Source organism: Terrabacter sp. 01T434 (assembly GCF_056398545.1).
Window position 1 is genome coordinate 391,229 of sequence record NZ_JBFTPP010000005.1, and the last position, 26,807, is coordinate 418,035.

The window sequence follows — 26,807 nt, forward strand, 5'->3', positions numbered from 1 at the left end:
CCCCTTTCAGCGGGCGCGGCGTCGCGACGCGGGACGCTTGTCGCTGGGACGCTGCACCGGCTGGCCCGCCTCCGCCGCGGCGACGGCGAGGCCGACACCGTGCCCTGCGAGCGCGTCGACGAGGCTGAGGGCCGACGCCTCCGGCGCGAGGACGTCGACCCGGAGGCCGTGCTCCTGCGCCGTCTTGGCCGTGGCCGGTCCGATGCAGGCGACGACCGTTGCGGCGTGAGGCTTTCCGGCGATGCCGACCAGGTTGCGCACCGTCGAGCTCGACGTGAAGAGCACCGCGTCGTAGTCGCCCCCCTTGATGGCGTCGCGGATGTGCGCGGCCGGCGGGGCGGCGCGCACGGTGCGGTAGGCGGTGACGTCGTCGACCTCCCAGCCCATGTCGCGCAGACCGGCGACGAGGGTCTCGGTCGCGATGTCGGCGCGGGGCAGCAGGACCCGGTTGATCGGGTCGAGGGTCTCGTCGAACTCGGGCCACGACTCGAGCAGGCCGGCCGCCGACTGCTCGCCCGCGGGGACGAGGTCGGGGTTGATCCCCCACTCACGGAGGGCGGACGCGGTGACGCCGCCGACGGCGGCGACCTTGAGGCCGGCGAAGGCGCGGGCGTCGAGGCCGAACTCCTCGAAGCGCTCCCGCACGGCGCGCACGGCGTTGACCGACGTGAAGCCGATCCACTCGTAGCGGCCGGTGACGAGGCCCTTGACGGCCTTCTCCATCTGCTGCGGCGTGCGCGGCGGCTCGACCGAGATGGTGGGCACGACGTCCGCGGTCGCACCGTAGCCGGCGAGGCGCTCGACCATCGAGCCGGCCTGGGCCTGAGTGCGCGGGACGAGGACCTTCCACCCGAAGAGCGGCTTGGACTCGAACCAGTCGAACTCGTCACGCAGGGCGACGGTGGGCGACACGACGGCGAGCGTGACCGCGAGCGGCTCCTTGCCGGCGAAGACGGCGTCGGCCTCGCCCAGGGTCGTGGCGACGGACGACTGGCGCACCGTGGTGCCGTGGGCCGTCAGCGCCACGAGCGAGTCCGCGGGCCGGCCGGCAGCGCGAAGTGCGGCGAGCGCGTTCCGGATGCCCTCGGTGCCGCCGAGCAGCACGAGCGTGTCCGTGTCGGCCGCGTAGGCGGAGTAGTCGATGGCCGTACGCTCGACGCCGACGACGTGGACGGCCCCGGTGGACTTCGACGTCAGGGGGACCCCGGCATACGTGGGCCCGGCGGTGAGGGCCGAGACTCCCGGCACGACGTCGTAAGTGATGCCGGCCTTGCGGCAGGCGCGCACCTCCTCGACGAGGCCGTTGAAGGTCGCGGGGTCGCCGTCCATGAGACGGACGACGAGACCCCCGGGGGCCACGGACTTCGCCGCCTTGACGACGAGCTTGGCGCGCACCGCGTGGGTGAGCTCCTGGCCCTGCTCGCCGTGGCCCGCGTCGATGATCTCGACGGCGGGTCGGGCGTGCTCGAGCACGACGTCGTCACGGGCGATGCGGTCGAGGACCACGACGTCAGCGGCGGCGAGCAGGTCGCGACCGCGCAGGGTCATCAGGCCGGGGTCGCCCGGGCCGGAACCGACGAAGGCGACCCGCGCCGGCGTCGTCGCGTGGGTGGGAGTGGGGTCCGTCTGCTCGGACGGCTGGCGGGAAGGAGTCACGAAACTTGCTCCGGTTGGTGTGGGGCGTGGTCTGGGGCAGGTCCAGCTGACGTGGTGGCGATCTGGATGTCGGCGGCGCCGTCCTCCAGCAGGATTCGGGCGAGACGCGAGCCGAGGACCTCCGGCTCGCAGTAGGGGCCGACGAGGGAGCGACGCAGCTCGACGGAGCCGTCCTCGGTGCCGGCGAAGGCACGCAGCGACAGCTCGAGGCCGTCGTCGCCCTCGACGACCTCGGCGAGCGCCCCGACGGGCGCGGTGCACCCGGCCTCGAGCGCGGCAAGAAGGGAGCGCTCGGCGACGACGCAGGCGCGGGTGTCGGGGTCGTCGAGCACCGAGACCGCGGCCACGACGTCGTCGCGGTCGGACCGGCACTCGACGGCCAGGGCGCCCTGCCCGGGGGCGGGGAGCACCTGGATGGGGTCGATCACCTCGGTGGCCTCGTCGAGACGTCCGAGGCGAGCGAGACCCGCCCGGGCCAGCACGACGGCGTCGAGTGCACCAGTGGAGACGAATCCGATTCTCGTGTCGACGTTTCCGCGGATCGGACGAATCTCGATGCCGAGCCCGAGCGCTGCGAGCTGGGCCGTGCGACGCGGCGAGCCGGTGCCGACGACAGAACCCGCGGGCAGCTCGCCGAGCGTGAGGCCGTCGCGGGCCACGAGCACGTCGCGGCTGTCCTCGCGCACCGGTACGGCCGCGACCACGAGCCCCGGCTCGGGCGTCGTCGGCAGGTCCTTGAGCGAGTGCACGGCGACGTCGATGCGGCCCTCGAGGAGGGCACGGCGGATGGCTGCGGCGAAGACGCCGGTGCCACCGATGGCGGTGAGCAGCTCACCGGACACGTCGCCCTCGGTCGTGATCTCGACGAGCTCGACCTCGTGGCCGGCCTCGCGCAGGCGGTCGGCCACCCAGCGGGACTGTGTGGTCGCGAGGGCCGAACGGCGCGTGCCGAGGCGCAGGGCGCTCATGTCTGGGCCCGCTTGGGGGGCGTGGACACGTTGGCGACGTCCTTGGGCTCGAGGTCGAAGAGCTCGCGAAGGGCTGCGGCGTAGTCGTCCCCGCTCCCCTCCATGGCGAACTCCTTGACCCGCATGGTCGGCGTGTGGAGCAGCTTCTCGACGATGCGGTGCACGGCGAGGCCGACCTCGGCCCTCGTCGCCTCGTCGAGTCCCGGGAGCCGTTGGTCGAGCCGGTCCATCTCGGTCGCGACGAGAGTGGCGGCCCGCTCGCGCAGCGCGGCCACGGTGGGGGCCACGGACTTCTCCATGCGGCGCGTCAGGTAGTCGGCCACCTCGCCCGTGACGAGCTCACGGACCCGCACGACCTGCGTCGTGTCGGCACGCCCCTCGAGGAGGAGTCCCAGGGCCTGGAGGTCGACGAGGGTGACAGCCGGCACGGCGTGCGGCCAGGAGTCCACGGGCTCGACGTCGCGCGGGAGCGCGAGGTCGACGACGACCTGCGGGCGACCGTCGCGACGGGCTGCGCTCTCGGTGAGCATGTCGGCGTTGATGACGTGGCCGACCGCCCCGGTGCAGGTGATCACGAGGTCGCTCGCAGCGAGCACGTCGGGCAGCTCGGACCACGACCGGGCCACTCCGGACGTCGCGGCGGCGAGGCGCTCGGCGCGCTCGGGGGTGCGGTTGACGATGGTGAGGGACTCGACGCCCTGGCGGCGGGCGGTCGCGGCGGCCAGGCCACTCATCCCCCCGGCTCCGACCACCGCGGTGGAGACGCTGTCGAGCGGTCCGAGGACGGAGGCCGCCTCCTCGAGAGCGATCTGCACGAGCGAGACGCTGTGCTGGTCGATGTCGGTCTCGGCGTGGGCGCGCTTGCCGACACGGAGGGCACCCTGGAAGAGCGCGTTGAGCGACTCCCCCACCTGTCCCCGGCCCTGGGCTCCGGCGAGCGCGTCACGCATCTGACCGAGGATCTGGGCCTCACCGACGGCCATCGAGTCGAGCCCGCAGGCCACGGTGAAGGCGTGGGCGACGGCCGCGTCGTCGTAGCGGACGTAGAGGTGGTCGGCGAGCGCCTCGGCACGGGCGGCGAACGCATCCGCCGGTGCGCCCGGCGTCAGCTCGGCGGGCCGACGGGTTCGCGACGGCTCCTCGATGCCGGCCGCGAGCGCGAGCGCCTCGCCGATCGCGGCGACGGCGGGGTGGAAGGCCGGCACCGACGCGTACACCTCGAGGCGGTTGCACGTCGAGAGCACGACCGCTTCGGTGGCCGTGGCCGACCCGAGGACCGAGGCCGAGATGGCCTCGGCTCGGTCTGGGCGCTCGGACAGCGCCTCGAGCACCGACAGGGGTGCCGTGTGGTGGGACAGTCCGATGACGAGCAGGTTCACTGGGCCACCACCGCCGACCGGAGGTCGCCCGCGGCGAGGGACTTGCGCTGGGCGTGGAAGGCGAGGATCTGCAGCTCCGTCGAGAGGTCGACACGGCGTACGTCCACGCCGCTCGGCACGGACAGCACGGCAGGGGCGAAGTTGAGGATCGAGCTGATGCCGGCGCCGACGAGGGCGTCGCACACGGCCTGGGCGGCGGGCGCGGGCGTCGCGATGACACCGATGGCGATCGGGTCCACGGCGTGGTGCGCGGTGAGCTCGGCGAGCGGGCGGATCGGCACGCCGACGATGCGCTCGTCGGCGAGCGCGGGGTCGTCGTCGTAGAGCCCGACGATCCGGAAACCCTTCGTGACGAAACCGGAGTAGGAGGCGAGCGCGTGTCCGAGGTTGCCCATGCCGACGATGGCCACGGGCCAGTCCTCGGTCAGGCCGAGGGCGCGGGAGATCTCGAGCGCGAGCGTCTCGACGTCGTAGCCCACGCCGCGTACGCCGTAGGAGCCGAGATGGCTGAGGTCCTTGCGAAGCTGCGCGGAGCGCACTCCGACTTCGGCCGCGAGCTCCTCGGACGAGACCGAGAGGACGCCGTCCTCAGCGAGGCGGGAGAGCGTTCGGAGGTACTCGGGAAGCCGCGCGACGGTTGCGTCGGGGATCTCTCGACGCAGTGCTGGGTCGGCGGTCACTCTTGCTCACCGGCTCCTCTCGAACGAGGCTTTGTCCCGAACGCGGAGCACGTGGGGACCCGTTCAGGCTAGACGTTTGTGAACCCATGCACAAAGTTGACTTCAGCGGCCTACCACGGCATGGGACGCGCCGCTGAGGCAGGTCACTGCAAGGCGGCGCGCAGGCGCGTCTCGTCGACCCGCCAGAAGTCGTGGCGCTTCCCGTCGACGAACGTCACGGGGATCTGCTCGGCATAGCGCCGCAGCAGCTCGGGGTCGTCGTCGACGGACTGCTCCTGCCAGGCCACGCCCAGCTCGCCGGCCACGCGCTCGACCACGGCGCGGGCCTCGTCACAGAGGTGGCAGCCGGGGCGCCCGAGCAGGACGACGCGAGGTGCCGACCGCAGCACGGGAGCCTCGGCGGATGGTTCGCTCGACATGGAACCCACTGTAGGCACGCCCGCTGGGCACGCACGCCCCAGCGGCGCGTTCGATGCGCCACAGACGCCGCGTGGGGGGTCCCGCCCGAGGGCGTAGTGAGACAGACTGTGCACGATGCGCGCGAACAGGACACCGGGGCGCCGGTACCCACCTGTCACCGCGTCGGGAACGACCCCGGCGCGAGTGCTGCTGACACCTGTCCGCGGGGCCGCGCCGACCCTCGTGGCCCCCACGCCCGTGCTCGCGATGCCCGCCCCCGGAGGCTTCGGCCTGCCGGTCGTGCCCACCTGGCGGTCCGCGCTCGACGCCGTCTGGGCGGCCCTGGCCAACGAGGGGGCCGACCGTGCCGAGCTCACCCGGGCCGCCCCCGGGCCGCCCGGCTCGCACACCTCCCGGCGCCACGTCGAGCGTGACGCTGACGAGCAGGCCCGCGTCGCCGCCCTCGTGGAGCTGGCGCAGGGTGGGGACAAGGATGCCTTCGCGCTGCTCTACGACGTCTACGTCGACACCGTCTTCCGCTACGTCCTCGTCCGCGTGGCCAACCGCGCGCTCGCGGAGGACCTCACGTCCGAGACGTTCCTGCGGGCGATGCGACGGATCGACTCGTTCACGTGGCAGGGCAAGGACATCGCCGCCTGGTTCGTCACCATCGCGCGCAACCTCATCGCCGACCACGTGAAGTCGGCGAAGTTCCGCTTCGAGGTCGCGACCGCGGACATGCGGGACGCCGACGAGCGGGTCGACTCCCCCGACACCGAGGTGCTGACGCGGCTGCGCGACGAGCGGCTCGTCTCGGCGATCAGGGATCTCGGCTCCGACCAGGCGGAGTGCATCACCCTGCGCTTCCTCCAGGGGCTCAGCCTCGCTGACACGGCGAAGGTGCTCGGCAAGTCCGAGGGGGCCGTCAAGCAGCTGCAGCTGCGGGCGACGCGGGCCCTGCGCAGGACGCTGGAGGGGGTCGAGCTGTGACCTGCGTAACCCGACCGGCACCCTCGTCGTTCTCACGGTGTAGGGGCGGCGCGTGTGGGCTCGTCCCGACGCTCGGCCCGCACCACCCACCCCTCGCCGTATGCCGTGTCGTATGCCGTGCCGCGACGTGCCCGCACGGGGCGCCGCGTCAGGAGGGGAGACCATTCCCGCCCTGACGGGGACGATGCGCCAGCAGCATCCACGACTGACCACCACCAGGCCGGGCACGACGACACACGCGAGACACGCGAGAGAAGCGAGAGACGAAGGAGGGGACATGGACCTCGGACCCAGAGCCGACGGCGAGCTCCTCCAACGCGCCCTCGACGGCGAACCGGTGGCCGAGCCCGGCATCCTCGAGCTCGTCGCCGTGCTCCACGCCGTCCAGTCGGTCGAGCAGGCGGGCCTCGCCCCGCGCGCCGAGTTCGTCTCCGACCTGAGGGCCCGCCTGCTCGCTGACGACGCGGCCGACGTCGCGCCCGCGGCCGCGCCCCTCCCCACGGACGGCACCCCGGGAATGGGTGGCACCGTGTCCGTGCTGCGGGTGGCGGCCAAACCCCTGAAGATGATCGCTGCCGCTGCCGCCAGCATCCTCGTCATCGGCGGGGCCCTCGGCTTCGCGTCCCGCTCGGCGGTGCCCGGTGACGCGCTCTACGGGGTCAAGCAGCTGCTCGACCGCGTCGCGGTCCAGCTCGCAGGCTCCCGCTACGACCAGGGCCTGACCTACCTCGCCCAGGCGCAGGAGCACATCGGTGAGGCGCGCGACCTCATCGACGCCGGCCACCCCTCGACACACGACCTCGACGCGGCCTACGACGCGGCGACCGACGCCACCAGCCGCGCCCAGACGATCCTCATGGAGGTCTACCGGACGGAGCAGCGCACCGAGGCGCTGACGGAGCTGTCGGACTTCTACGCTCGGGCCATCCCGCAGGTCGACGCCATGCGGCCGCGCGTGCCCGCGGCGTCGCTACCGGCGTGGCAGCGCCTGCGCAACCTGCTCGGGGCCGGAGACGTTGCGACGTTGCGGGAGCTGGCAGCCTGCGGCGCGTGTGGCGAGCGCGCCACAGCGGCCAGGCAGACGCTCGCGGGCCTGACTGGAACGGCCCGGCCCGGCAGCCCCGGCAGCGGCACGTCCGCCCCCGGCGCGCTGCCGTCCCAGCCCGGCGGCGTCACACTCTCGCGACCCCCGCAGTCGGCTCCGCCCCTGCCCGGCGCGTCGGTGCCGCCCGTCACGGGCCTCCCGCTGCCCGGCGGCACCGTCAACCTGCCGGGCGTCGGCGTGGGCAGCTCGTCGGTGGGTGTCGGTGGCGGTGGCGTCACCCTGCCCGGCGCGACGGTGAGCCTTCCGCACGTCGGCGTCACGTCCTCGACCATCGGGATCGGTGGCGGCGGGGTCACCCTGCCCGGGGCGACGATCTCGGTGCCGTCGGTCACGCTCGCCGTCCCCCTGCTGCCGACCAAGGTGCTGCCCACCACGATCCTGCCGCCCCCTGGCCTCCCCTGACGCGCGGGACCGCTGATGTCCCGCGCCGCCTCGGTGGACGTCTCGGTGGACGTCTCAGAGGAAGACGGACTTGCGCTGCATCAACAGGCTGTAGAGCGTCTGCTGGATCGTCTCTCGCACCTGGTCGGTGAGGTCGAAGACGAGCATCGGGTCGTCGGCCGCCTCGGGCCCGAAGCTCGTGGTCTCGATCGGCGGCCCGAACTCGATGAGCCACTTGCTCGGCAGCGGCACCATCCCGAGCGGACCGAGCAGCGGGAACGTCGGCGTGATCGGGGCGTAGGGCAGCCCGAGCAGCCGCGCGACCGCCGGCATGTTGCCGAGGATCGGGTAGATCTCCTCGGCCCCGACGATCGACACCGGCACGATGGGCACGCCGGCGCGCAGGGCCGCCGAGACGAACCCGCCGCGGCCGAAGCGCTGCAGCTTGTAGCGCTCGCTGAACGGCTTGCCGACGCCCTTGAACCCCTCGGGCCAGACCCCGACCAGCGCGCCGTTGCTGAGCAGCCGCTCCGCGTCGGAGTTGGCCGCCAGGGTGGTGCCGGAGCGGCGGGCCATGGTGCCGATGAAGGGCATCTGGAAGACGAGGTCGGCTCCGAGCATCCGCAGGTGCCGGTGGCGCGGGTGCTCGTCGTAGACGGCGACCTGCGTCATGAGCGAGTCCATGGCGATGGTGCCGGAGTGGTTGCCCACGACGAGGGCACCGCCGACGTCGGGGATGTTCTCGATGCCGCGCACCTCGACCCGGAACCACTTCTGGTAGAGCGGGCGCAGCAGGGGCAGGTGGACGCTGACGGTGTAGTCCTCGTCGAACCCGAACTCGTCGACGACGTAGTCGCCGGTCAGGCGGCGCCGCAGGTACGCGAGCGCCTCGGCGACCTGACGCTCGGCCTCCTCGGCGGGCACGCCGGCCGAGGTGGCAGCCGCGCGCAGCACGTTGACGGCGAGCTCCACGAGCTCGGTCGGGCCGGGTCGGGACTCCGAGGAGAACTCGGCGCCCTCGAGCACCGCGCCGACGAGCTTCTCGGCGCGCGACTGCAGCCCCGAGGTCAGAGCGTGCTCCCAGCCGCCCTCCGTCGGCGATGGCGTATGCCGTGGGCCCGGGTCTGCGCCGCGCGCCTCGTCGTGGGGGGTGTCCGAGTCGACCGACGGGACGGCGCGCAGACGGGTGGGCGCGCCGGTGGTGGCCCGACGCGTCGAACGCATCGAGGCGCGACTGGGCCGGGTCCGGGCCGGGGTCGGCTCGGCTGGCAGGGCGTCGGACGGCTCGTCGGGCTCGGCGACGTCCGCCACGTCGACCGCCCCGGGCTCGCGACCCGTGGTCCCGGTCGTCGCCTCCCCGGTCGTCGCCTCCCCGGTCGTCTCCTCCCCGGTCGTCGCCTCGATGGCCCCGGGCGTCATCGCCGCTGACGTCTCGGGCTCCGTCGGGCCCTCCGTGACGGCCGCCACGATGACCTCGTCCGCCGTGTCGTCGGAGCCCGCAGCCAGCCGCCGGGCCGGGCTGAGGTCGACGGGGGCAGTCGGGATGAGGGGCGTGCCGCTCCGCCGACGCCGCTCGCCTGACGCCCGGGCAGCACCGGCTGCGAATGCGCCGCGAGCCGGTCGGGCCTTGGGCGCACTCTGCTTCGGCGGGGCCTTCTCGACCGTTGCCCCCTTCGCCCGGGTCTTCGTCGTCGCGGGCTTCGTCGTCGCGGGCTTCTTCGTCGCGGGCTTCTTCGTCGCAGCCCTCTTCGTCGCGGGCTTCTTCGCTGCCGCCATCTTCTTCGCGGTCTTCTTGGTGGCGGTCTTCTTTGCGGCGGACGTCGTCGCCTCGGGCTGTGGCGTCGCACCCTGCTCAGCCGGAGCAGTCGAGGGCGTGGCCTGCTCCGAGGCTGGGGCCTTGGTGGGGTCGGCGGTCACGGCTGGATCCTGTCGAAGACACGGGAGAGTGCTGCGGCGGTGCCGCCTGCGGCGTCGCTGACGACCTCACCGACACCCTCCACGCCTGGCACGGCCGGACGAAGGTGGCGGGCGTAGTCCTCGAACGCCTCGCGGGTGGTGAAGTGCGGCTCGAAGTCGAGCACCGAGCGCATCCGTGCGGTGTCGAGGCCGCGGCCGAAGGCGAGGAAGGTCAGCTGGTCGGACGAGAAGTCGGCCAGGCCGCTGCGCCTGACGATGGTGCCGATGACGCCGGCCGCCGAGAGCGGGACGGGGACGACCGGGCGGCGGGCGATCGCCGTGCACTGCGTGACGGTGAGGAACCCGTCACCCGCGACGTTGACGATGCCGGCGGGTGGGCCGGTGGTCGCCAGGATCATGGCGGCCGTCGCGTCGTCCTCGTGGACGAACTGGAACCGCGCGTCGTAGCCCAACGGGACCGGGACGACGGGCAGCGAGAAGTAGTCGGTGATGGCCGTGTGGATGCTCGGGCCGACGACGTTGGCCAGGCGCAGCATGGTGATCTCCACGTCGGGCCGGCGCCGGGAGAAACCACGGACGTACCCCTCGACCTCGACCGAGTCCTTGCCGAAGCCGGTGCGCGGCAGGGTCTTGGGGTTCATGTCCTCGGTGAACATCGCGGGGTCGCGGGGCGAGGAGCCGTAGACGGCGGCGGACGACTTCACGACGAGTCGCTTCACCGACTCGGACTTCTGGCACGCAGCGAGCAGCTGCATCGTGCCGATGACGTTGATCTCCTTCTGGGTCACCCGGCCGCCGGTGTCCTTGGGAGTCGCGATGACGTTCATGTGCACGACCGTGTCGACCTCGGCCTGCGCCATGATCCGACCGATCATCGGGTTGCGGATGTCCGCGCGGACGAACTCGGCCCGGCCGATCGAGTGCTTCGGGGGCACGACGTCGACGCCGAGGATGCGCTCGATCGAGGGGTCCGTCGACAGCCGGCGCGCGTAGAGGCCACCGAGGTAGCGCGACACCCCTGTGACGAGGACGACCTTGGCCATCGGCTCCTCCTGTCGACATGGGTGCGGACGCGTCGTGCACGCCCGGCCCGGCGCGCGCTGCGGAGCAGCCCTCGCTCCCCCGCACTGGAAGCCTATCGATGCGTGGCCGCATTCGTGGCCGGGCCCGGTGCGGATACCCGGATGTGTCGAGCCTCTCAGCGGCAGACGCGTGCAGGCATCGTGTCCCAGCACGCGAACGACCCCCACCGATGGCGAGGGTCGAGAGCGTGCGGGGCGATGCCGCCGGAACCTGAGCTGGTCAGGTCACTTCTTGTTGCGACGCTGGTGACGCGTCTTGCGCAGCAGCTTGCGGTGCTTCTTCTTCGCCATCCGCTTGCGGCGCTTCTTGATGACAGAACCCATGGTTGTCCTTGTCGTGTGACGTGTCCTCGAACTGAGCTGGTGCCGACCTGCGTCGACACACCTCGAAGGAGGATAGGTCGAACTTCACGAGCCGAACAGGATTGACAGCGTAGCGCGTGAGGGCCGCTACCCCAAAAGCGTGTGGATCACGCCACCTGGTGCACACCGAAGGGGGCGGTCGGACCCGGTGGTCGCGGCCGCCCCCTCAGGTGCGTGGTGACCTGCAGTCACGCGGTGTCGATGTAGGACGTCTCCAGGTACTTGTGCACCGCATCCTCCGGGACCCGGAAGGAGCGGCCGACGCGTACGGCCGGAAGGTCTCCGCCGTGGACGAGCCGGTAGACGGTCATCTTCGACACGCGCATGATCAAGGCGACCTCGGCGACGGTCAGAAACCGCACCTCGGCGAGCTGGCGCTCATTCGACATGTGTTACCCCGATCTTGAGTGGGTCTGCACCCCCGCGTCGACGGCTTCCCCTCCGACGAAACTGCACGCAGGTGCAAGAGGCAACACTAGGGGCAGTTGTGACTGGAGGGGAAGCGATCGACAGAACGAATCGATGACGCGCAACTCGACACGCCGATGACGGGCCTGTGGATCTCCGGACCTGTCACGGCCCGTCAGGGCTTGTCAGGGCCGTTCACGGCTCGAGTCGGTGCAGGTCGCGCGGGAACAGCGTCACCTCGCGGACGTTCTCGGCTCCCGTCAGGCGGGCTACCCACCTCTCCAGCCCGATGGCGAAGCCGCCGTGCGGAGGCATGCCGTGGGCGAACGCGTCGAGGTAGCCGGCGAGGACCGCGGGGTCGGTGCCGGTCCGCTGCATCGCCGCGGCGTAGTCCGACGGGCGGTGCAGGCGCTGGCCGCCGGTGGTCAGCTCGAGCCCCCGGAAGAGCAGGTCGAAGCTGTTGCTGCCCTCGGGGGGCTCCGCCCCCCGAGCACCCCCCGAAGACACGCGTGGCCCAGACGGCCCGTAGCCCTCCGGCGCTGTGTAGAAGGGGCGCTTGCCCATCGGATAGCCCTCCACCGCAAGGAAGTCCGAGTCGTATGCCGCCTTGGCCCACTCGCTGAGCGCGCGCTCGTGCGCCGGGCTGAGGTCGGGCTCGTCCGGGTCGGCGCCGACCTTCGCGAGCGCGTCGCTGAAGTGGATGACGGGGAACTCCTCCGGCACCCGGGGCAGCTCGACGGCCAGGAGCGCAGCGGCGTCGCCGGCATACTCCCGGATGGCCTCGACCATGCCCGCGATGGCCTCGCGCAGGACCGTCAGCACGTCGCGGTGGTCGCGGATGAAGCCGAGCTCGGCGTCGAGAGAGGTGTACTGCGCGAGGTGGCGCACGGTGTCGTGCGGCTCGGCGCGGAAGACCGGGCCGACCTCGAAGACCCGCTCGAAGACCCCGACGAGCATCTGCTTGTAGAGCTGGGGGCTCTGCGCGAGATAGGCGGTCCGCCCGAAGTAGTCGACGGTGAAGACGTTGGCGCCCGACTCGGTGGCGGTGCCGACGAGCTTCGGTGTCGCGATCTCGGTGAACTCGAGCGCCCCGAGAGCCGAACGGAACCCGCGCATCGACGCGCTGGCGATCTGCCACGCCGCCCGGTGGCGCGGGTGTCGCAGGGTCACCGCGGCGTGGTCGAGGTGCGTCGGCAGCCCGGCCCCGAACGTCGGGCGCCACAGCTCGGCGGGCGGGGCGAGCGCGGGCTCGGTGAGTGCCGTGATCGAGGGTTCGACGAGCTCTGCGCCACCGGGCGCCGACTCGTTGGCCGAGACCGTGCCGGTCACCTCGACGACGGTCTCCTCGGGCAGCCCGGCGAGCTGCTCGACCGTGTCGCGGTCCTTGACGACGACCTGGGCCAGGCCCGACCGGTCGCGCAGGACGAGGAACGTGACGCTCGCGAGGACGCGGCGCCGGTGGATCCAGCCGGCGAGCGAGGCGCGCTCACCGGGTTGGGCGGACGCCAGGTCGCGGGCCAGCACGCGCGGAGCGGTGGCCGTGATTGGGGTTGGTTGCATTCCGTTCACCTCCAGAGGGTTGGTGCCCCGGAGGTGTGGGCGATGGGGAATGTCGCTGTGCCACCACACCTTCGCCGCCGCGGATCGCGGACGGCCTCTGGTCGTGCTCGGCTCAGGATCGTCAGGCCCGTCGTCGCCGTGCCGGCCACCCTACCCCTATCGAAAGAGCGATCCGTCCGCCAATTCCCGATCGAAAGAGCAATCCGTCCGCCTTTTCCCCGATCGAAAGAGCGATCCGTCCCCCACGCGGGGGGACGGATCGCTCTTTCGATCAGGGTGGTCAGTCGAAGTGGATGTCGAGACCGTGTAGGGGAAAGACGGCGGTGCGCGTGGCCATGATGGCGCGGTCGACCTCGCTGGCCGGGTCGTAACCCATCTCCCACGAGCGCCACCAGAGCGGGCCGTCCTCCGGCGTCAGGTCGCCCATCCGACGCGGGCCAGGTCGGCCGAACACGTGCTCGACGTGGGCCCGCCAGTCCTCGGGGACCTCCACGGTCGTCTTGATCGGGGCGTGGGCGGCGATCGCGGTCAGGTGCGTCCACGTGCGCGGCACGACGTCGACGACCTCGTACCCCCCGCCGCCGAGTGCCAGCCAGCGGCCCTCGCAGACGTCGTGCGCGAGGCGGTGGAGGGCATCGGCCGCGGCACGTTGGGCGTCCACGGTGACGGCGAAGTGGGCCAGCGGGTCCTCGACGTGCGTGTCGCACCCGTGCTGGGTGACGAGCACGTCGGGCCGGAACGCTCGGACGACCGGCATCGCCACGGCGTGGATGGCCCGCAACCAGCCGGCGTCGCTGAGGCCGGGCGGCAGCGCCACGTTGACCGCGCTGCCCTCCGCACCGGGGCCCCCGACGTCGGTGGGCCAGCCGGTGCCGGGGAAGAGCGCCCGGCCGGTCTCGTGCACCGAGATCGTCAGGACCCGGGGGTCGTCCCAGAAGATCCGCTCGACGCCGTCGCCGTGGTGCACGTCGACGTCGACGTAGGCCACGCGCTCCGCGCCGTGGTCGAGCAGCCACTGGATGCCCACGGCGATGTCGTTGTAGACGCAGAAGCCGCTCGCCTTGCCGCGCATGGCGTGGTGCAGGCCGCCGGTGAAGTTCACGGCGTGCTCGGCGTCGCCCTCCCAGACGGCGCGGGCCCCGTCGACGGTGCCCGAGACGACCCGGGCACTCGCGTCGTGCATGCCCTCGAAGGCCGGGTCGTCCTCGGTGCCCAGCCCGAAGGCGTCGTCGGCCTGGGACGGGTCGACGGACGCCGCCTTGACCGCGGACACGTAGTCGGCGTCGTGGACGGTCGCCAGCAGCTCGTCGGACGCCACATCGGCACCGACCACCTCGACCCCGTCGGCGTCGAAGACACCGAGTGCCTCGCAGAGCCGGGCCGTGAGGTCGAGGCGCGCGGGAGCCATCGGGTGGGTGGGGCCGAAGTTGTACTTCGTGAAGGACGCGTCCCAGACGACCCGGGCCTGAGTTGGCATGATTGAGACGCTATCGCGGAAACGCGCACCGGATGACGGAGGTAACACGCATGGGCCGGAACCGGCTCTACGACGACGACGTGATCGTCATCGGGCTGGGACGCTTCGGCTCGGCCGTCGCTCTCGAGCTCACCAGGCTCGGCCACCGCGTCATTGCCGTCGAGCGCGACAACGCCATCGCCGAGAGCTACGTCAACAAGGTGGCCAAGGTCGTGCACGCCGACATGGCACAGTCGAGCGCGCTCGACATGATCCGCAGCGCGGAGCCGAAGATCGCCATCGTCGGCATCGGCTCCTCGGTCGAGTCCTCGGTCCTCGCTGCCGCCAACCTCGTGGACGCCGGGGTGCCGTCCATCTGGGCCAAGGCGCTCTCCCCCGAGCACAAGCGCATCCTCGACCGCATCGGCGTCCACCACGTCATCTCGCCCGAGGCCGACTCCGGCCGTCGCGTGGCCCACCTCGTCAACGGCAAGCTGCTCGACTACATCGAGTTCGACGACGGCTTCGCCATCGTCAAGCTCAAGCCGCCGTCCGAGACGGTCGGCTTCACGCTCGAGCAGAGCTCGATCCGACGCAAGTACGGCGTCACCGTCGTCGGCGTCAAGGCACTGGGCGAGGACTTCACGTATGCCGTGCCGCAGACGAAGATCTCGGCGCACCACACGCTCATCGTCAGTGGTCCCGTCGAGCTCATCGAACGCTTCGCCGCACGTCCCTGACGGTCAGAGGCGCAGCCGGGGTCCGTTGTCGACGCCGAGCGGGAGGACCATGGCGATCTCCTCCTCGCCGTCCTCCTCGCTGACGACACCCATCGGACGGCGGTAGTCGGTCGGGCGGAAGCCCATGCCGCTCGCGAAGGCGACGGCGCGGCCGTTCTCCGTGCCGACCCAGTAGACGAGGTGGGAGTGGCCGCGCTGCGCCGCGAGTGAGGCTCCGTCCTTGACGAGACGCGTGGCGACGCCCGAGCCGCGTGCCTCCGGGCGCACCCAGAGGCCGAAGAGCTCACCGGCCGTCTCCTCGTTCCCGGTGGCGGTACCGACGCTGACCACGCCGATGGCGCGACCCTCCCGCTCGGCGACGAGCCGTGCCGAGCGCTGCATGCGTTGGCGCCAGAAGTCCTCGTCGTAGGCCTCTTCCTGCTCGACCGTGGCCACGAACGCCTCGGGCGACTCACGTAGTGCAGCGAGACGGACGGAACGGTAGTCCTCCCAGTCGTCCTCGCCGAGGGGACGCACGGTGATGTCGGTCATGGGGTCCACCTTCGCACGACAGGCGCTCGGACCGCACCAGCGGGCCGGTGAACGTTCGGTGCATCACAGGCTGCTGCCCGAGCGAGTGGATCAGAAGCGGTGCGTCATCTCGATCTCGCGCAGGTCGGGACGCCGCGGGTGGTCGTGGACGGCACCGGTGCGCACGAACCCGCACCGCGCATACAACGCCTCGGCCGCCGCGTTGGAGCTCGTCACCTCGAGCACGACCTCGGACTTGCCGAGCCGCCGCGCCTCGTGGAGGACAGTGCGGACGAGCGCCTCACCCACCCCCCGACCGCGTGCCCGCGGCGCGACGTACATGCCGAACAGTGTTGCCGTGGTTGCGCGCTCGGGCTCCCAGTGCGAGCCGAGCCCGGCGCTGCCGAGGACCCCGTCGGAGTCCCGCGCCTGCACGAGCCAGGCCCCCTCGATCCGTTCGCGCCAGTCGGCCTCGTCATAGACGGCCTCGTCCGCGTAGGTGAACCAGAACGCGTCCGGAGCGTCCTGCAGCATCGCGAGACGGACGTCGCGGTGCGACTCCCAGTCGTCGGGCGAGACCGGGTGCAGGTGCAGGGCGCGGTGCGGTTCGGTCATTCCCCCACAGTGCCCTCAGACCTGGCCCGACGCCAGCTCCTTGGACCGGGCGGCGGCGGCCTCGATGGCCGTGACGAAGGCGGCGCGCACCTTGTGGTCGTCGAGCTGGCGGAGGGCGGCGACGGTCGTGCCGCCGGGTGAGCTGACCTGCTCGCGCAGCACCGTCGGGTGCTCCTTCGTCTCCTTGAGCATGGTCGCCGCACCGTAGAGGGTCTGGACGACGAGCTCCGTGGCCGTGGCGCGGGGCAGACCCAGCACGACGCCGGCCTCGATCATCGCCTCGACGACGTAGAAGATGTAGGCCGGCCCGCTGCCGGAGATCGCGGTGACGGCATCGAGGTGCTTCTCGGGCAGCCGCACGACCTTGCCGCACGAGCTGAGCAGCGCCTCGGCCTCGGCGAGGTGGTCGTCGGTGCAGTGGCTGCCGGGCGAGATGCCGGCCATGCCCTGGTCGACGAGGGCCGGGGTGTTGGGCATGACCCGGATGACCGACGTGCCCGCGGGAAGCCGCGACTCGAGGTACTCGGTCGTGATGCCCGCCGCGAGCGACACGACGGCGTTGCCGGGCGCCACGTGGTCGCGGATCTCCTCGAGGAGCGCGGCCATGTCCTGCGGCTTGACGCACAGCACGAGGGTGTCGGCGACGTCCGCCGCGTCGGCGTTGGCCATGACGCGGACGCCGTGGCGCTCGGCGAGCGCGTTGACCTTGTCGGGGGTGCGCCCGGTGACGACGAGGTCGTCGGGCGTGCGGCCCGAACGGATGAGGCCCGAGACGAGGGTCTCGCCCATGACGCCTGCACCGAAGATCGCCGTCGTCGTCATCGCGCCTCCCTGCTCAGCTCTTGGTGGCGACGCCGCGCAGGAAGAACATGACGTTGGCCGGCTTCTCGGCCATCCGGCGCATGAGGTAGCCGTACCACTCCTGGCCGTAGGGGATGTAGACCCGCATCTGGTCGCCACGGTCGGCGATCCGCTTCTGCTCCTCGGGCCGGATGCCGTAGAGCATCTGGTACTCGAAGGACCTCGGGTCGCGGCCGGCCTGACCCGCGAGCGCCCCCGCGATCTCGATGAGGCGCGGGTCGTGCGAGGCGACCATCGGATAGCCCTCGCCCTGCATGAGGATCTTGAGGCAGCGCACGTAGGACTTGTCGACCTCGGCGCCGGCCTGGAAGGCCACCGACTCCGGCTCCTTGTAGGCGCCCTTGCACAGGCGCACGCGCGAGCCGGCGTGCGCGAGGTCACGGCAGTCGGCCTCGGTGCGGTAGAGGTAGGCCTGGAGCACGGCGCCGACCGTCGGGAAGTCGGCCCGCAGCTCGCGCAGGGCATCGAGCGTGAGGTCCGTCGTCGTGTGGTCCTCCATGTCGAGGGTCACCGTGGTGCCGGCCTGCTTCGCCACCTCGCAGATCTCGCGGGCGTGGTCGAGCGCGATCTTGTTGCCGTCTCCCGGCAGCGCCTGACCGAGGGCGCTGAGCTTGAGCGACACCTCCACCGCGCCACCCTCGGTGAGGCCATGGTCGCGCAGCGCCGTCAGCAGGGAGACGTAGGCATCCCGGGTGTGCTCCGCCTGCGCGAGGTCGGTCGTGTCCTCGCCGAGGTAGTCGATCGTCGACAGCCGACCGGAGGCGGAGATCTCGGACGCGGCGCCGACGACGTCGGCACGCTCCGCGCCGGGAACGAAGCGCCTGACGACCGAGCGCGACACGGGCGCCTTCTCGATGACGTCTCGGATCTTCTCCTGCTTGGACAGCTGCAGGAGCGAGTTGCGCAGCAGGTCGCTGGCGTCCACGGGGGCCTCCGGGTGGTGCTCGGGATGTCGCTCGGGTGACGGCGGCGGACGGTGGTGACCGTCTCGCCGGGCAAATCTACCGCCGACCCGAGCCGTTGCCAGCCCGCCACCTGCTCGCCACGCCCCGTGCACGCGTCCCCGGCTCGCGCCGGCGGCCGACGGATGGGGCAGACTCGCTGCCATGGCGACCCCCGGACCACTGGGCCTGACGCTCGACGCGCTCGGCGAGGCCCTCGGGGCAGCGTCGACGGTGCTGCGCGCCAACGCGATGGCTGCCGGGCTCGACGCTCCCGTCCCCACGTGCCCCGACTGGACGGTGCTCGACCTCGTCGCCCACCAGGGCATGGTCCACCGCTGGGCCGCGAGCCACCTGCGCGGAGAGCCGATCGACCCGCCCGAACCGCTCGAGCGCGAGGGGCGCGAGTCGGCCGACGTCCTCGGCTGGTTCGACGACGGCGCGACCGCGCTCCTGCAGGCGATCGTCGACGCGCCGGATGACCTGGACGCGCTCGTCTTCCTCGAGGGCGCACCCGCACCGCGGCTGTTCTGGGCTCGGCGGCAGTGCCACGAGACGACGATCCACGCCGTCGACGCGCTCGGGGCCAGGCTCGGGCGGCCGGCGCGCGCCGACGAGACGTGGGTCAAGCCGGCCGTCGCGCTCGACGGCATCGACGAACTGCTCGTCGGCTTCGTCACCCGGCGGAGGAAGGGCGCGTCGCCCGACTCCCCCACCCGGCTGCTCGTGCGCCCCGACGAGGCGGACGTCGCATGGCTCGTGGACCTCGCGCCGGGTCGGCCGATCTCCACCCGGCGGCTCGGACCCGCCTCCCCCGAGGCGGCCGGCGCCGACCACGCCCTCACCGGCGACCCGGTCGACCTCTACCTTCGCCTGTGGAGCCGCAGCGCCGCCGAGCCGGCCGACGAGCTCGAGCGCTGGTGGCGCGACACGATCTCCGTCACCTGGTGATCCCGGACGCCCTCCGTAGCAGGATGTGCGCAGCACCCGACCGCATCGCCGCGGGCGGGGTTCGCGCGACCAGAGGAGCTCGTATGCCGCCCGAGAGCATCGGCCGGACCGTGCAGTCCGCCATCTACCGGGCGGGCGCCTTCGGCCGCCGGCCGGCCGTACCCACGGACGGCACGCAGCTCGAATCGGCAGCCCGCAAGGTCATGTCCAAGCGCGGATTTGCCTACGTCGCAGGCTCGGCCGGCTCGGAGGCGAGCGCCGAAGCCAACGTGGCGGCGTTCTCCCGGTGGCGGGTCGTGCCACGGATGCTCGTCGACACGACCGAGCGCGACACGTCCGTCGAGCTCTTCGGCCGCCGGCACGAGAGTCCGCTCCTCGCCGCGCCGGTCGGCGTGCTGTCGATGGCGGACGACGAGGCCGACCTCGCCGTGGCGCGGGGCGCCCGCGAGCAGGCCGTCACCCCGATCCTCAGCACCCAGGCCTCCGTGTCGATGGAGGAGGTCGCCCGCACCCTGGGTGGCTCGGGGCACTGGTACCAGCTCTACTGGAGCAGCAACGACGACCTCGTCGAGAGCCTCGTCTCGCGGGCCGAGGCGTGCGGCAGCGAGGCCCTCGTCGTCACGCTCGACACGGCATACCTCGGCTGGCGTCCACGCGACCTCGACCTCGGGCACCTGCCGTTCGCCCGCGGCGAGGGCATCGCCCAGTACACGTCCGACCCCGTCTTCCGGCGGCTCGTCGCCGAGCGCGTCGCGAGCGCGGCGGGCGCCACGCCGCCGCCCCGCCCGCGTCCGACCCCGGCCGCCGTCGCCACCCTGCTGTCGATGTCGCGCAACCACCCGGGAGGCACGCGCCGCAACCTCACCGCGCCCCAGCCGCGCGCCGCAGTGGAGACGTTCCTCGACGTCTTCAGCCGACCGTCCCTGACCTGGGACGACCTGCCGCGGCTGCGCTCGCTGACGAGCCTGCCCATCGTGCTCAAGGGGATCCTGCACCCCGAGGACGCGCGTCGCGCCGTCGACGCCGGAGTCGACGGGGTCTACGTCTCGAACCACGGCGGTCGCCAGGTCGACCGGTCGATCGCGGCGCTCGACGCCCTACCCGGCGTCGTCGAGGCGGTGCGCGGGACGGGGTCGAGCGCGCCGGTCATCTTCGACAGCGGGATCCGTTGCGGGGCAGACGTCTTCATCGCGCTGGCGCTGGGGGCGACGGCCGTCGGCATCGGTCGGCCGCACGTCTACGGCCTCGCCCTCGCCGGGGCCGTGGGCGTGTCCGAGGTCCTGCGCAACCTCCGCGCCGAGCTCGACCTCCAGCTGGCGCTCTCCGGGTGCACCTCGCTCGCCGACCTCACCCCGGACCGGCTCGTGCGCGCCGACTGACCCGGTCTAGCAGAGCGACGCACGGCACGACGCTGGGCTCTGCCGGCGACTCGACCCATGGAACGGGTCGACGCCGTCCGGGCTCGTCCCGGAGGATCGGGACATGCCTGCCCTCGACCACCTGAGCCGCGACGCCTTCCCCAAGTCCTCGAAGTACGACGCCAAGTGGCTCGTCGACCTCGACATGGGCCCGCACCCGCTGTGGCTGCTCGAGGACCTCGCCGCCGACCTCGACCTGCGCCCCGGCATGCGCGTGCTCGACCTCGGCTCGGGTCTCGGCGCGACGTCCGTCTTCCTCGCCAAGGAGTACGGCGTCCACGTCATCGCCGCCGACCTGTGGGTGGACCCGACCGCCGCCGCGGGGGTCTTCCGCAAGGAGGGCGTGGAGGACCGGGTCCTGCCGATGCGGGTCGACGCGCACGCGCTCCCCTTCGGCCGTGGCTCGTTCGACGCCATCGTCAGCATCGACGCGTGGGAGTACTTCGGCACCGGCGACCACTACCCGCCCTACCTCGCCACGTTCCTCAAGCCCGGCGGCCAGCTCGGCGTCGCGACGCCCGCCCTCACCACGGAGGTGCGCGAGCTCGGCGAGATCCCCGAGCACATCGACCGCGTCGTCGGGGCCGAGTCGGCCGCGTGGCACACCGCCGAGTGGCTGCGCAGCCAGTGGGAGTTCAGCCGGGCGTTCCAGATTGTCAGGGCACGCAACCAGGCGGACGCGTGCGCCAACTGGCTGCTGTGGGAGCGCGCCGTCATGGAGCTCAAGGGACAGCCCACCTCGCCGGTGCAGGGCATGCTCGAGGCCGACGGCGGCGCCTTCGTCACCTTCGCGCTCGTCACGGGGAGGGTCGGGTGACCATCGATGCCACCGACCTCGGCCACCTCCGCCGGGCCGTCGAGCTCGCGCGCCTGGCGCTCGAGCGCGGCGACGAGCCCTTCGGGTCGGTGCTCGTCGCCGGGAACGGCGAGGTGCTCTTCGAGGACCACAACCACGTCGTCGCGCTCGACGCGACGCAGCACCCGGAGCTCGCCATCGCCCGCTGGGCCGGCGCCCACCTCACAGCCCCCGAGCGCGCCGTCGCGACCGTCTACACCTCCGGCGAGCACTGCCCGATGTGCTCCGCCGCGCACGGCTGGGTGGGGCTGGGTCGCATCGTGTATGCCGTGAGCTCGGCCCAGCTGGGCGAGTGGCGGTCCGCGTGGGGTGCGCCGGCCACATCGGTCGCGCCGCTCTCGATCCGCGAGGTCGTGCCGGGTGCGATCGTCGACGGTCCCGCTCCCCAATTCGAGGACGAGGTCCGCGACCTGCACCGCCGCTTCGCCGCAGCTAACCGCTGACCGGCCCGCCCGGTCACCCGGTCGCGACCACCACAACTCCGCCCGGGCGGACCTGGAGAAGCGATCCGACCCACCCCGACCACCACAACTCCGCCCGGGCGGACCTGGAGAAGCGATCCGACCCAACCCGACCACCACAACTCCGCCCGGGCGGACCTGGAGAAGCGACCCGACCCACCCTGACCACCACAACTCCGCCCGGGCGGAGTGTGTGCGGGCCGGGGCGTTGTGGTGCCTCGAGCGCTGGTCGGACAATGACGGGATGGCGACCCGTGTGCTTGTGACGCTGTCCGGAGAGTCCGACCCAGAGCATGTCGTCCGCGCCCTGCGCGACCTCGGGCCCGTGAGGGTCCAGGCGCCCGCCCCGGACCTGCCCGGGGTGGCCGTGGCCGAGGTCGACGACGACGCCGTCGAGTCCTTCGTCCACGATGCCCGCTCCATCGAGGGCGTGTCCGTGGCCGAGATCGACACGCTGAGCCACACCCAGCCTGCCGAGCCGGAAACCCCGACGCCTGGCTCGCTGGGCCGCCCGGACCTCTCCGTCGGCTGGAGCTCCACCTCCTAGCGGGGTCCTTCGGCCCGGGCGTCCCGGGAGCGCTCGCGGAGCGTGAGCGCGCCGAGGAAGGGGTCTGCCGGGGAGGGCCCACCGAGAGGTCGTGGCACCGCGCGAGGGTGAGAGCGACTTCCCCACCCCGACGAGGAGGTTGGGGCTGCGCCACGCCGTAGCGGCCCGCGACCGGGGCCCCGCGACGGACCAAGGGCGTATGCCAGCCGGCGGGCTTCGCGTTTCCCTCCCGCTCGCGGGTCCCTCGGCTCGACCACCACAACTCCGCCTGGGCGGAGAAGGCCCGGCCGGGAGCGCGCTGGCGACCGCCACAACTCCGCCCGGGCGGGGAAACGGCGCCGACGGTTTCGGCGGCTGTGGATGGAGGGCGCGGAGGGCATGCCTCGTGGCGCAGAGTGACGGCATGACACCAGCGGCCAGCCCCGGCAACGGCCGTCCCTTCCTGCGCACCACGAGCGGAGAGGATGAGCTGAGCGTCTGGCGCTTCCGTCGAGCGCATCGCGCGCTGTATCGCGGCGTCTACGTCAGCGCCGAGACCCCCGTGACGCACCGGCTCCTCGCGGAGGCCGCCCTGCTGCTGGCCGAGCCGGGCAGCTACCTCTCCCACCACACGGCAGCGCAGCTGTGGGGCGGCACGGTTCCGGACCATGCAGACGTCCACGTGACGTATCCGAGGATGCGCGCCCAGTGCTTCGGCATCGCCGCCCATCGACCCAAGGCCCGGCAGCACGTCGTTCGGTGGATGGGCCTTCCCGTCACCGGACCGGTTCAGACCTTCTTGGACCTGAGCCACGTCCTCGGGCTCGTCGATCTCGTGGCGCTCGGAGACTCCCTGGTGCGGAAGAAGCGTTTCACGCCCGACGAGCTGGTCGCCCTCGCCGAGAAGCACCGCGGCCCGTACTCGCGACTCGCCCGGCGAGCGGCCAGGCTGGTGCGTGCCGGCGTCGACTCGCCGATGGAGACCAAGCTTCGTCTGCTCATCGTCCTCGCCGGGCTGCCCGAGCCGGAGGTGGATCATCGAGTCCACGACGACAGCGGGAGGCTCCTGCGCCGCTATGACCTCTCGTACCTCGAGTGGCGGCTCATCATCGAGTACGACGGCCGCCATCATGCGGAGTCCGAGGAGCAGTGGCACCACGACATAGACCGGGACGAGCAGCTCGACGACTGCGAGCTGAGGCGCCTGGTCATGGTCTCGAAGGACATCCATCGCACTCCGGCGCGGACGCTCACCCGCATCGTGCGCGCCATGACACGACAGGGCATGACGGTGCCGCCGCTCACGGACGAGTGGCGGCGCCACTTCCCGAGCCGGCCGGGCGACGTCGCGCTTCCGGCCTAGCGGTCCCGGGTCCGGCCCGGGGCACGCGACCGCAGCAACTCCGCCCCGGCGGAGAAACCACCACCGAAACCGGCCCCACCACCACCACAACTCCGCCCCGGCGGAGAAACCACCACCGAAACCGGCCCCACCACCACCACAACTCCGCCCCGGCGGAGAAACCACCACCGAAACCGGCCCCACCACCACCACAACTCCGCCCCGGCTGAGAAGCCGGCAGGAGGGGGCCGCGCGGTGGCGGCGGATGCGCGGCGGGTACGTCACGGCATACGCAAAAGAACGACGGGCAAGAGCTGTCTGTCCGCTCACGGCGAACAGAGGCGGAACCTGAGCCGATCACGCTCAGGATGGGGAACAGGACACGCATGCCTCGCGTTGGTCGGGGTGTGCTCGTCCACAGCGGGCACGGATAGCATCGAGATGTCTCTCGATCAGTCAGGAGAAGAACATGTTCGAACGGTTCACCGACAGGGCCCGAAGGGTGGTTGTCCTCGCGCAGGAGGAAGCACGCCTGCTCAACCACAACTACATCGGGACCGAGCACATCCTCCTGGGTCTGATCCACGAAGGCGAAGGCGTCGCCGCGAAGGCCCTCGAATCGCTCGACATCTCGCTCGAAGCGGTCCGGGCCCAGGTCCAGGAGATCATCGGCCAGGGGCAGCAGGCCCCGACCGGCCACATCCCCTTCACGCCGCGCGCGAAGAAGGTTCTCGAGTACTCGTTGCGCGAGGCACTCCAGCTCGGCCACAGCTACATCGGCACCGAGCACATCCTGCTCGGCCTGATCCGCGAGGGTGAGGGCGTCGCCGCCCAGGTCCTCGTCAAGCTCGGCGCGGAGCTGAACAAGGTCCGCCAGCAGGTCATCCAGCTGCTCTCGGGCTACCAGGGTGGCCAGAGCGGCGAGAAGGCCGGCGCCGGCGTCGGCCCTGGCCAGACCGAGGGCACGCCCGCGGGCTCCCTCGTGCTCGACCAGTTCGGTCGCAACCTCACGCAGGCTGCCCGCGAGGGCAAGCTCGACCCGGTCATCGGACGTGAGAAAGAGATCGAGCGGGTCATGCAGGTGCTGTCCCGCCGCACGAAGAACAACCCCGTCCTCATCGGCGAGCCCGGCGTCGGCAAGACCGCCGTCGTCGAGGGCCTCGCCCAGGACATCGTCAAGGGCGAGGTGCCCGAGACGCTCAAGGACAAGCAGCTCTACACCCTCGACCTCGGCTCGCTCGTGGCCGGCAGCCGCTACCGCGGCGACTTCGAGGAGCGGCTGAAGAAGGTCCTCAAGGAGATCCGCACCCGCGGCGACATCATCATCTTCATCGACGAGATCCACACGCTCGTCGGTGCGGGTGCCGCCGAGGGCGCCATCGACGCCGCGTCGATCCTCAAGCCGATGCTCGCCCGTGGTGAGCTGCAGACGATCGGCGCGACGACGCTCGACGAGTACCGCAAGCACATCGAGAAGGACTCCGCCCTCGAGCGGCGCTTCCAGCCGATCCAGGTGATGGAGCCGACGCTCCCGCACACGATCGAGATCCTCAAGGGGCTGCGTGACCGCTACGAGGCCCACCACCGCGTGACGATCACCGACTCGGCGCTCGTCGCGGCGGCCAACATGGCCGACCGCTACGTCAACGACCGCTTCCTGCCCGACAAGGCGATCGACCTCATCGACGAGGCCGGCGCGCGACTGCGCATCCGCCGGATGACGGCCCCGCCGGACCTGCGCGAGTTCGACGAGAAGATCGCCGCGCTCGTGCGCGAGAAGGAGTCCGCCATCGACGGCCAGGACTTCGAGCGCGCGGCCCGCGTCCGCGACGACGAGAAGCGCCTGCGCCAGGAGAAGGCCGCCCGTGAGGCCCAGTGGAAGTCGGGCGACATGGACATCGTGGCCGAGGTCGACGAGGAGCTCATCGCCGAGGTCCTCGCGGCCAGCACCGGCATCCCGGTGTTCAAGCTGACCGAGGAGGAGAGCAGCCGCCTGCTCCACATGGAGGACGAGCTGCACAAGCGGATCGTCGGCATGAACGACGCCGTCAAGGCCCTCTCGCAGGCGATCCGTCGCACGCGCGCCGGCCTGAAGGACCCCCGTCGTCCCGGTGGCTCGTTCATCTTCGCCGGCCCCACCGGTGTCGGTAAGACCGAGCTCGCCAAGACCCTCGCCGAGTTCCTCTTCGGCAGCGAGGACGCGCTGATCCAGCTCGACATGTCCGAGTACTCCGAGAAGCACACGGTGAGCCGGCTCTTCGGCTCGCCTCCCGGCTACGTCGGCTACGAGGAGGGCGGACAGCTCACCGAGAAGGTGCGCCGCAAGCCGTTCTCCGTCGTGCTCTTCGACGAGGTCGAGAAGGCCCACCCGGAGATCTTCAACTCGCTGCTGCAGGTGCTCGAGGACGGCCGCCTCACCGACTCCCAGGGTCGGATGGTCGACTTCAAGAACACCGTCATCATCATGACGACCAACCTCGGCACGAGGGACATCTCCAAGACCTCTCTCGGCTTCTCCGCCGGGCCTGACACCCTGTCGGACTACGAGCGGATGAAGGCCAAGGTCACCGACGAGCTCAAGCAGCACTTCCGGCCCGAGTTCCTCAACCGCGTCGACGACACCATCGTGTTCCCGCACCTCAACCGCGCGGAGATCACGCAGATCGTCGACCTCGAGATCGCCAAGCTCGACAAGCGGCTCAAGGACAAGGACATGGGCATCGAGCTCACGCCTGCGGCCAAGGACCTGCTCGCCAAGAAGGGCTACGACCCCGTGCTCGGTGCGCGCCCGCTGCGTCGCACCATCCAGCGCGAGATCGAGGACGCCCTGTCGGAGAAGATCCTCTTCGCCGAGTTCACGTCGGGTCAGTACATCAAGATCGACACCGAGGGCGAGGGCAAGGAGGAGAAGTTCACCTTCTCCGACATGGCCCACCCGGACGCCGCGCATCGTCCGGCCGACGACCTGCCGGAGCTTCCCGAGGGCGCAGCCCTCGACGAGGCGCTCGGGGTCAACATCGCGGCCGGTCCGCCGGTGCCCGACGACCAGGTCTACCCCGACGCCGGGCTGTCCGGCACGGAGCGCTGACGCGGACGAAGCGCTGACCGCTCGACCGACCGAAGGGGCCGGGGACACGACGTCCCCGGCCCCTTCGGCATCCCTCCCCTCGAGGGCGGGCGTATGCCGGGACGCCGGGCAGGAGCGCCCGCCCGGACGGGCTCCCGCGCCGTCCGAGGTGGTC

General features: G+C 71.8%; 25 protein-coding genes. 10 read left to right on the top strand and 15 right to left on the bottom strand.

The window, feature by feature from the left end:
• Positions 1 to 6: 6 nt before the first annotated feature.
• The 5 genes from AC1DIW_RS13045 to AC1DIW_RS13065 all read right to left on the bottom strand — a co-directional run bounded on the left by AC1DIW_RS13045 (position 7) and on the right by AC1DIW_RS13065 (position 5,102).
• Positions 7 to 1,656 carry a bifunctional uroporphyrinogen-III C-methyltransferase/uroporphyrinogen-III synthase gene (locus AC1DIW_RS13045; RefSeq protein WP_478108640.1) on the bottom strand — a complete coding sequence of 550 codons (1,650 nt, stop codon included), beginning with the start codon at positions 1,654 to 1,656 and terminating at the stop codon, positions 7 to 9.
• A complete protein-coding gene (gene hemC, locus AC1DIW_RS13050; RefSeq protein WP_442279275.1) occupies positions 1,653 to 2,624 on the bottom strand; it encodes a hydroxymethylbilane synthase in 972 nt (323 codons plus the stop codon). Before hemC ends, AC1DIW_RS13045 begins: the two co-directional genes overlap by 4 nt.
• Positions 2,621 to 4,003 carry a glutamyl-tRNA reductase gene (hemA, locus tag AC1DIW_RS13055; protein WP_478108641.1) on the bottom strand — a complete coding sequence of 461 codons (1,383 nt, stop codon included), beginning with the start codon at positions 4,001 to 4,003 and terminating at the stop codon, positions 2,621 to 2,623. Before hemA ends, hemC begins: the two co-directional genes overlap by 4 nt.
• Positions 4,000 to 4,683, bottom strand: a complete 684-nt coding sequence (locus AC1DIW_RS13060; protein WP_442279273.1) for a redox-sensing transcriptional repressor Rex — start codon at positions 4,681 to 4,683, stop codon at positions 4,000 to 4,002. Before AC1DIW_RS13060 ends, hemA begins: the two co-directional genes overlap by 4 nt.
• Positions 4,684 to 4,826: 143 nt before the next feature.
• On the bottom strand, positions 4,827 to 5,102 hold the full coding sequence (locus tag AC1DIW_RS13065; RefSeq protein ID WP_478108643.1) for a glutaredoxin family protein: 276 nt from the start codon (positions 5,100 to 5,102) through the stop codon (positions 4,827 to 4,829).
• Between the two features lie 184 nt (positions 5,103 to 5,286).
• Between AC1DIW_RS13065 and AC1DIW_RS13070 the strand changes: the two genes are divergently transcribed.
• Positions 5,287 to 6,072 carry an RNA polymerase sigma factor gene (locus AC1DIW_RS13070; RefSeq protein WP_478108644.1) on the top strand — a complete coding sequence of 262 codons (786 nt, stop codon included), beginning with the start codon at positions 5,287 to 5,289 and terminating at the stop codon, positions 6,070 to 6,072.
• Between the two features lie 277 nt (positions 6,073 to 6,349).
• Positions 6,350 to 7,579 carry a DUF5667 domain-containing protein gene (locus AC1DIW_RS13075; protein WP_478108645.1) on the top strand — a complete coding sequence of 410 codons (1,230 nt, stop codon included), beginning with the start codon at positions 6,350 to 6,352 and terminating at the stop codon, positions 7,577 to 7,579.
• Positions 7,580 to 7,633: 54 nt separating this feature from the next.
• Here AC1DIW_RS13075 and AC1DIW_RS13080 read toward each other — a convergent pair whose 3' ends face one another.
• From AC1DIW_RS13080 to AC1DIW_RS13105, 6 genes are all read right to left on the bottom strand, one after another.
• Positions 7,634 to 9,475 (bottom strand): lysophospholipid acyltransferase family protein, encoded by a 1,842-nt coding sequence (locus tag AC1DIW_RS13080; protein WP_478108647.1) that lies wholly within the window; start codon positions 9,473 to 9,475, stop codon positions 7,634 to 7,636.
• Positions 9,472 to 10,518, bottom strand: a complete 1,047-nt coding sequence (locus AC1DIW_RS13085) for an NAD-dependent epimerase/dehydratase family protein (RefSeq protein ID WP_478108649.1) — start codon at positions 10,516 to 10,518, stop codon at positions 9,472 to 9,474. Before AC1DIW_RS13085 ends, AC1DIW_RS13080 begins: the two co-directional genes overlap by 4 nt.
• Before the next feature lie 264 nt (positions 10,519 to 10,782).
• The gene (locus tag AC1DIW_RS13090) at positions 10,783 to 10,881 is read right to left on the bottom strand and encodes a 30S ribosomal protein bS22 (protein WP_003792170.1); all 99 of its coding nucleotides are present in this window, start codon (positions 10,879 to 10,881) and stop codon (positions 10,783 to 10,785) included.
• Between the two features lie 227 nt (positions 10,882 to 11,108).
• Entirely contained in the window at positions 11,109 to 11,309 is a 201-nt protein-coding gene (locus tag AC1DIW_RS13095; RefSeq protein ID WP_478108650.1) for a helix-turn-helix domain-containing protein, read from the bottom strand.
• A 214-nt stretch (positions 11,310 to 11,523) separates the two neighbouring features.
• Complete coding sequence (gene aspS / locus AC1DIW_RS13100) at positions 11,524 to 12,888, bottom strand: aspartate--tRNA(Asn) ligase (RefSeq protein WP_478108652.1); 1,365 nt, start codon at positions 12,886 to 12,888, stop codon at positions 11,524 to 11,526.
• A gap of 280 nt (positions 12,889 to 13,168) precedes the next feature.
• The gene (locus AC1DIW_RS13105) at positions 13,169 to 14,365 is read right to left on the bottom strand and encodes an acetoin utilization protein AcuC (protein ID WP_478108653.1); all 1,197 of its coding nucleotides are present in this window, start codon (positions 14,363 to 14,365) and stop codon (positions 13,169 to 13,171) included.
• Positions 14,366 to 14,415: 50 nt separating this feature from the next.
• Here AC1DIW_RS13105 and AC1DIW_RS13110 point away from each other — a divergent pair, with 50 nt between their 5' ends.
• Positions 14,416 to 15,084, top strand: a complete 669-nt coding sequence (locus AC1DIW_RS13110) for a potassium channel family protein (RefSeq protein ID WP_442279322.1) — start codon at positions 14,416 to 14,418, stop codon at positions 15,082 to 15,084.
• A 3-nt stretch (positions 15,085 to 15,087) separates the two neighbouring features.
• On the opposite strand, the gene AC1DIW_RS13115 is transcribed toward AC1DIW_RS13110, so the two are convergent.
• The 4 genes from AC1DIW_RS13115 to AC1DIW_RS13130 form a co-directional block, all read right to left on the bottom strand.
• On the bottom strand, positions 15,088 to 15,615 hold the full coding sequence (locus AC1DIW_RS13115) for a GNAT family N-acetyltransferase (RefSeq protein ID WP_442279265.1): 528 nt from the start codon (positions 15,613 to 15,615) through the stop codon (positions 15,088 to 15,090).
• A gap of 90 nt (positions 15,616 to 15,705) precedes the next feature.
• Entirely contained in the window at positions 15,706 to 16,209 is a 504-nt protein-coding gene (locus AC1DIW_RS13120) for an N-acetyltransferase family protein (RefSeq protein ID WP_478108655.1), read from the bottom strand.
• Between the two features lie 15 nt (positions 16,210 to 16,224).
• Positions 16,225 to 17,031 carry a pyrroline-5-carboxylate reductase gene (gene proC, locus AC1DIW_RS13125; RefSeq protein WP_478108656.1) on the bottom strand — a complete coding sequence of 269 codons (807 nt, stop codon included), beginning with the start codon at positions 17,029 to 17,031 and terminating at the stop codon, positions 16,225 to 16,227.
• A 13-nt stretch (positions 17,032 to 17,044) separates the two neighbouring features.
• Positions 17,045 to 17,995 (bottom strand): proline dehydrogenase family protein, encoded by a 951-nt coding sequence (locus AC1DIW_RS13130; RefSeq protein ID WP_478108658.1) that lies wholly within the window; start codon positions 17,993 to 17,995, stop codon positions 17,045 to 17,047.
• Positions 17,996 to 18,176: 181 nt separating this feature from the next.
• Here AC1DIW_RS13130 and AC1DIW_RS13135 point away from each other — a divergent pair, with 181 nt between their 5' ends.
• The 7 genes from AC1DIW_RS13135 (at position 18,177) to AC1DIW_RS13165 (ending at position 26,653) form a co-directional block, all read left to right on the top strand.
• Positions 18,177 to 18,962, top strand: coding sequence for a maleylpyruvate isomerase N-terminal domain-containing protein (locus AC1DIW_RS13135; protein WP_478108660.1), 786 nt, complete (start codon positions 18,177 to 18,179; stop codon positions 18,960 to 18,962).
• An 83-nt stretch (positions 18,963 to 19,045) separates the two neighbouring features.
• A complete protein-coding gene (locus tag AC1DIW_RS13140; protein ID WP_478108661.1) occupies positions 19,046 to 20,341 on the top strand; it encodes a lactate 2-monooxygenase in 1,296 nt (431 codons plus the stop codon).
• A gap of 103 nt (positions 20,342 to 20,444) precedes the next feature.
• The gene (locus AC1DIW_RS13145) at positions 20,445 to 21,197 is read left to right on the top strand and encodes an SAM-dependent methyltransferase (protein WP_478108663.1); all 753 of its coding nucleotides are present in this window, start codon (positions 20,445 to 20,447) and stop codon (positions 21,195 to 21,197) included.
• Entirely contained in the window at positions 21,194 to 21,679 is a 486-nt protein-coding gene (locus AC1DIW_RS13150; protein ID WP_478108664.1) for a nucleoside deaminase, read from the top strand. The genes AC1DIW_RS13145 and AC1DIW_RS13150 overlap by 4 nt, the downstream gene beginning before the upstream one ends.
• Before the next feature lie 262 nt (positions 21,680 to 21,941).
• Entirely contained in the window at positions 21,942 to 22,244 is a 303-nt protein-coding gene (locus AC1DIW_RS13155) for a hypothetical protein (RefSeq protein WP_478108666.1), read from the top strand.
• 403 nt (positions 22,245 to 22,647) lie between these two features.
• Complete coding sequence (locus tag AC1DIW_RS13160; protein ID WP_478108667.1) at positions 22,648 to 23,586, top strand: hypothetical protein; 939 nt, start codon at positions 22,648 to 22,650, stop codon at positions 23,584 to 23,586.
• Between the two features lie 448 nt (positions 23,587 to 24,034).
• Positions 24,035 to 26,653 carry an ATP-dependent Clp protease ATP-binding subunit gene (locus tag AC1DIW_RS13165; RefSeq protein ID WP_478108669.1) on the top strand — a complete coding sequence of 873 codons (2,619 nt, stop codon included), beginning with the start codon at positions 24,035 to 24,037 and terminating at the stop codon, positions 26,651 to 26,653.
• Positions 26,654 to 26,807: the final 154 nt, after the last annotated feature.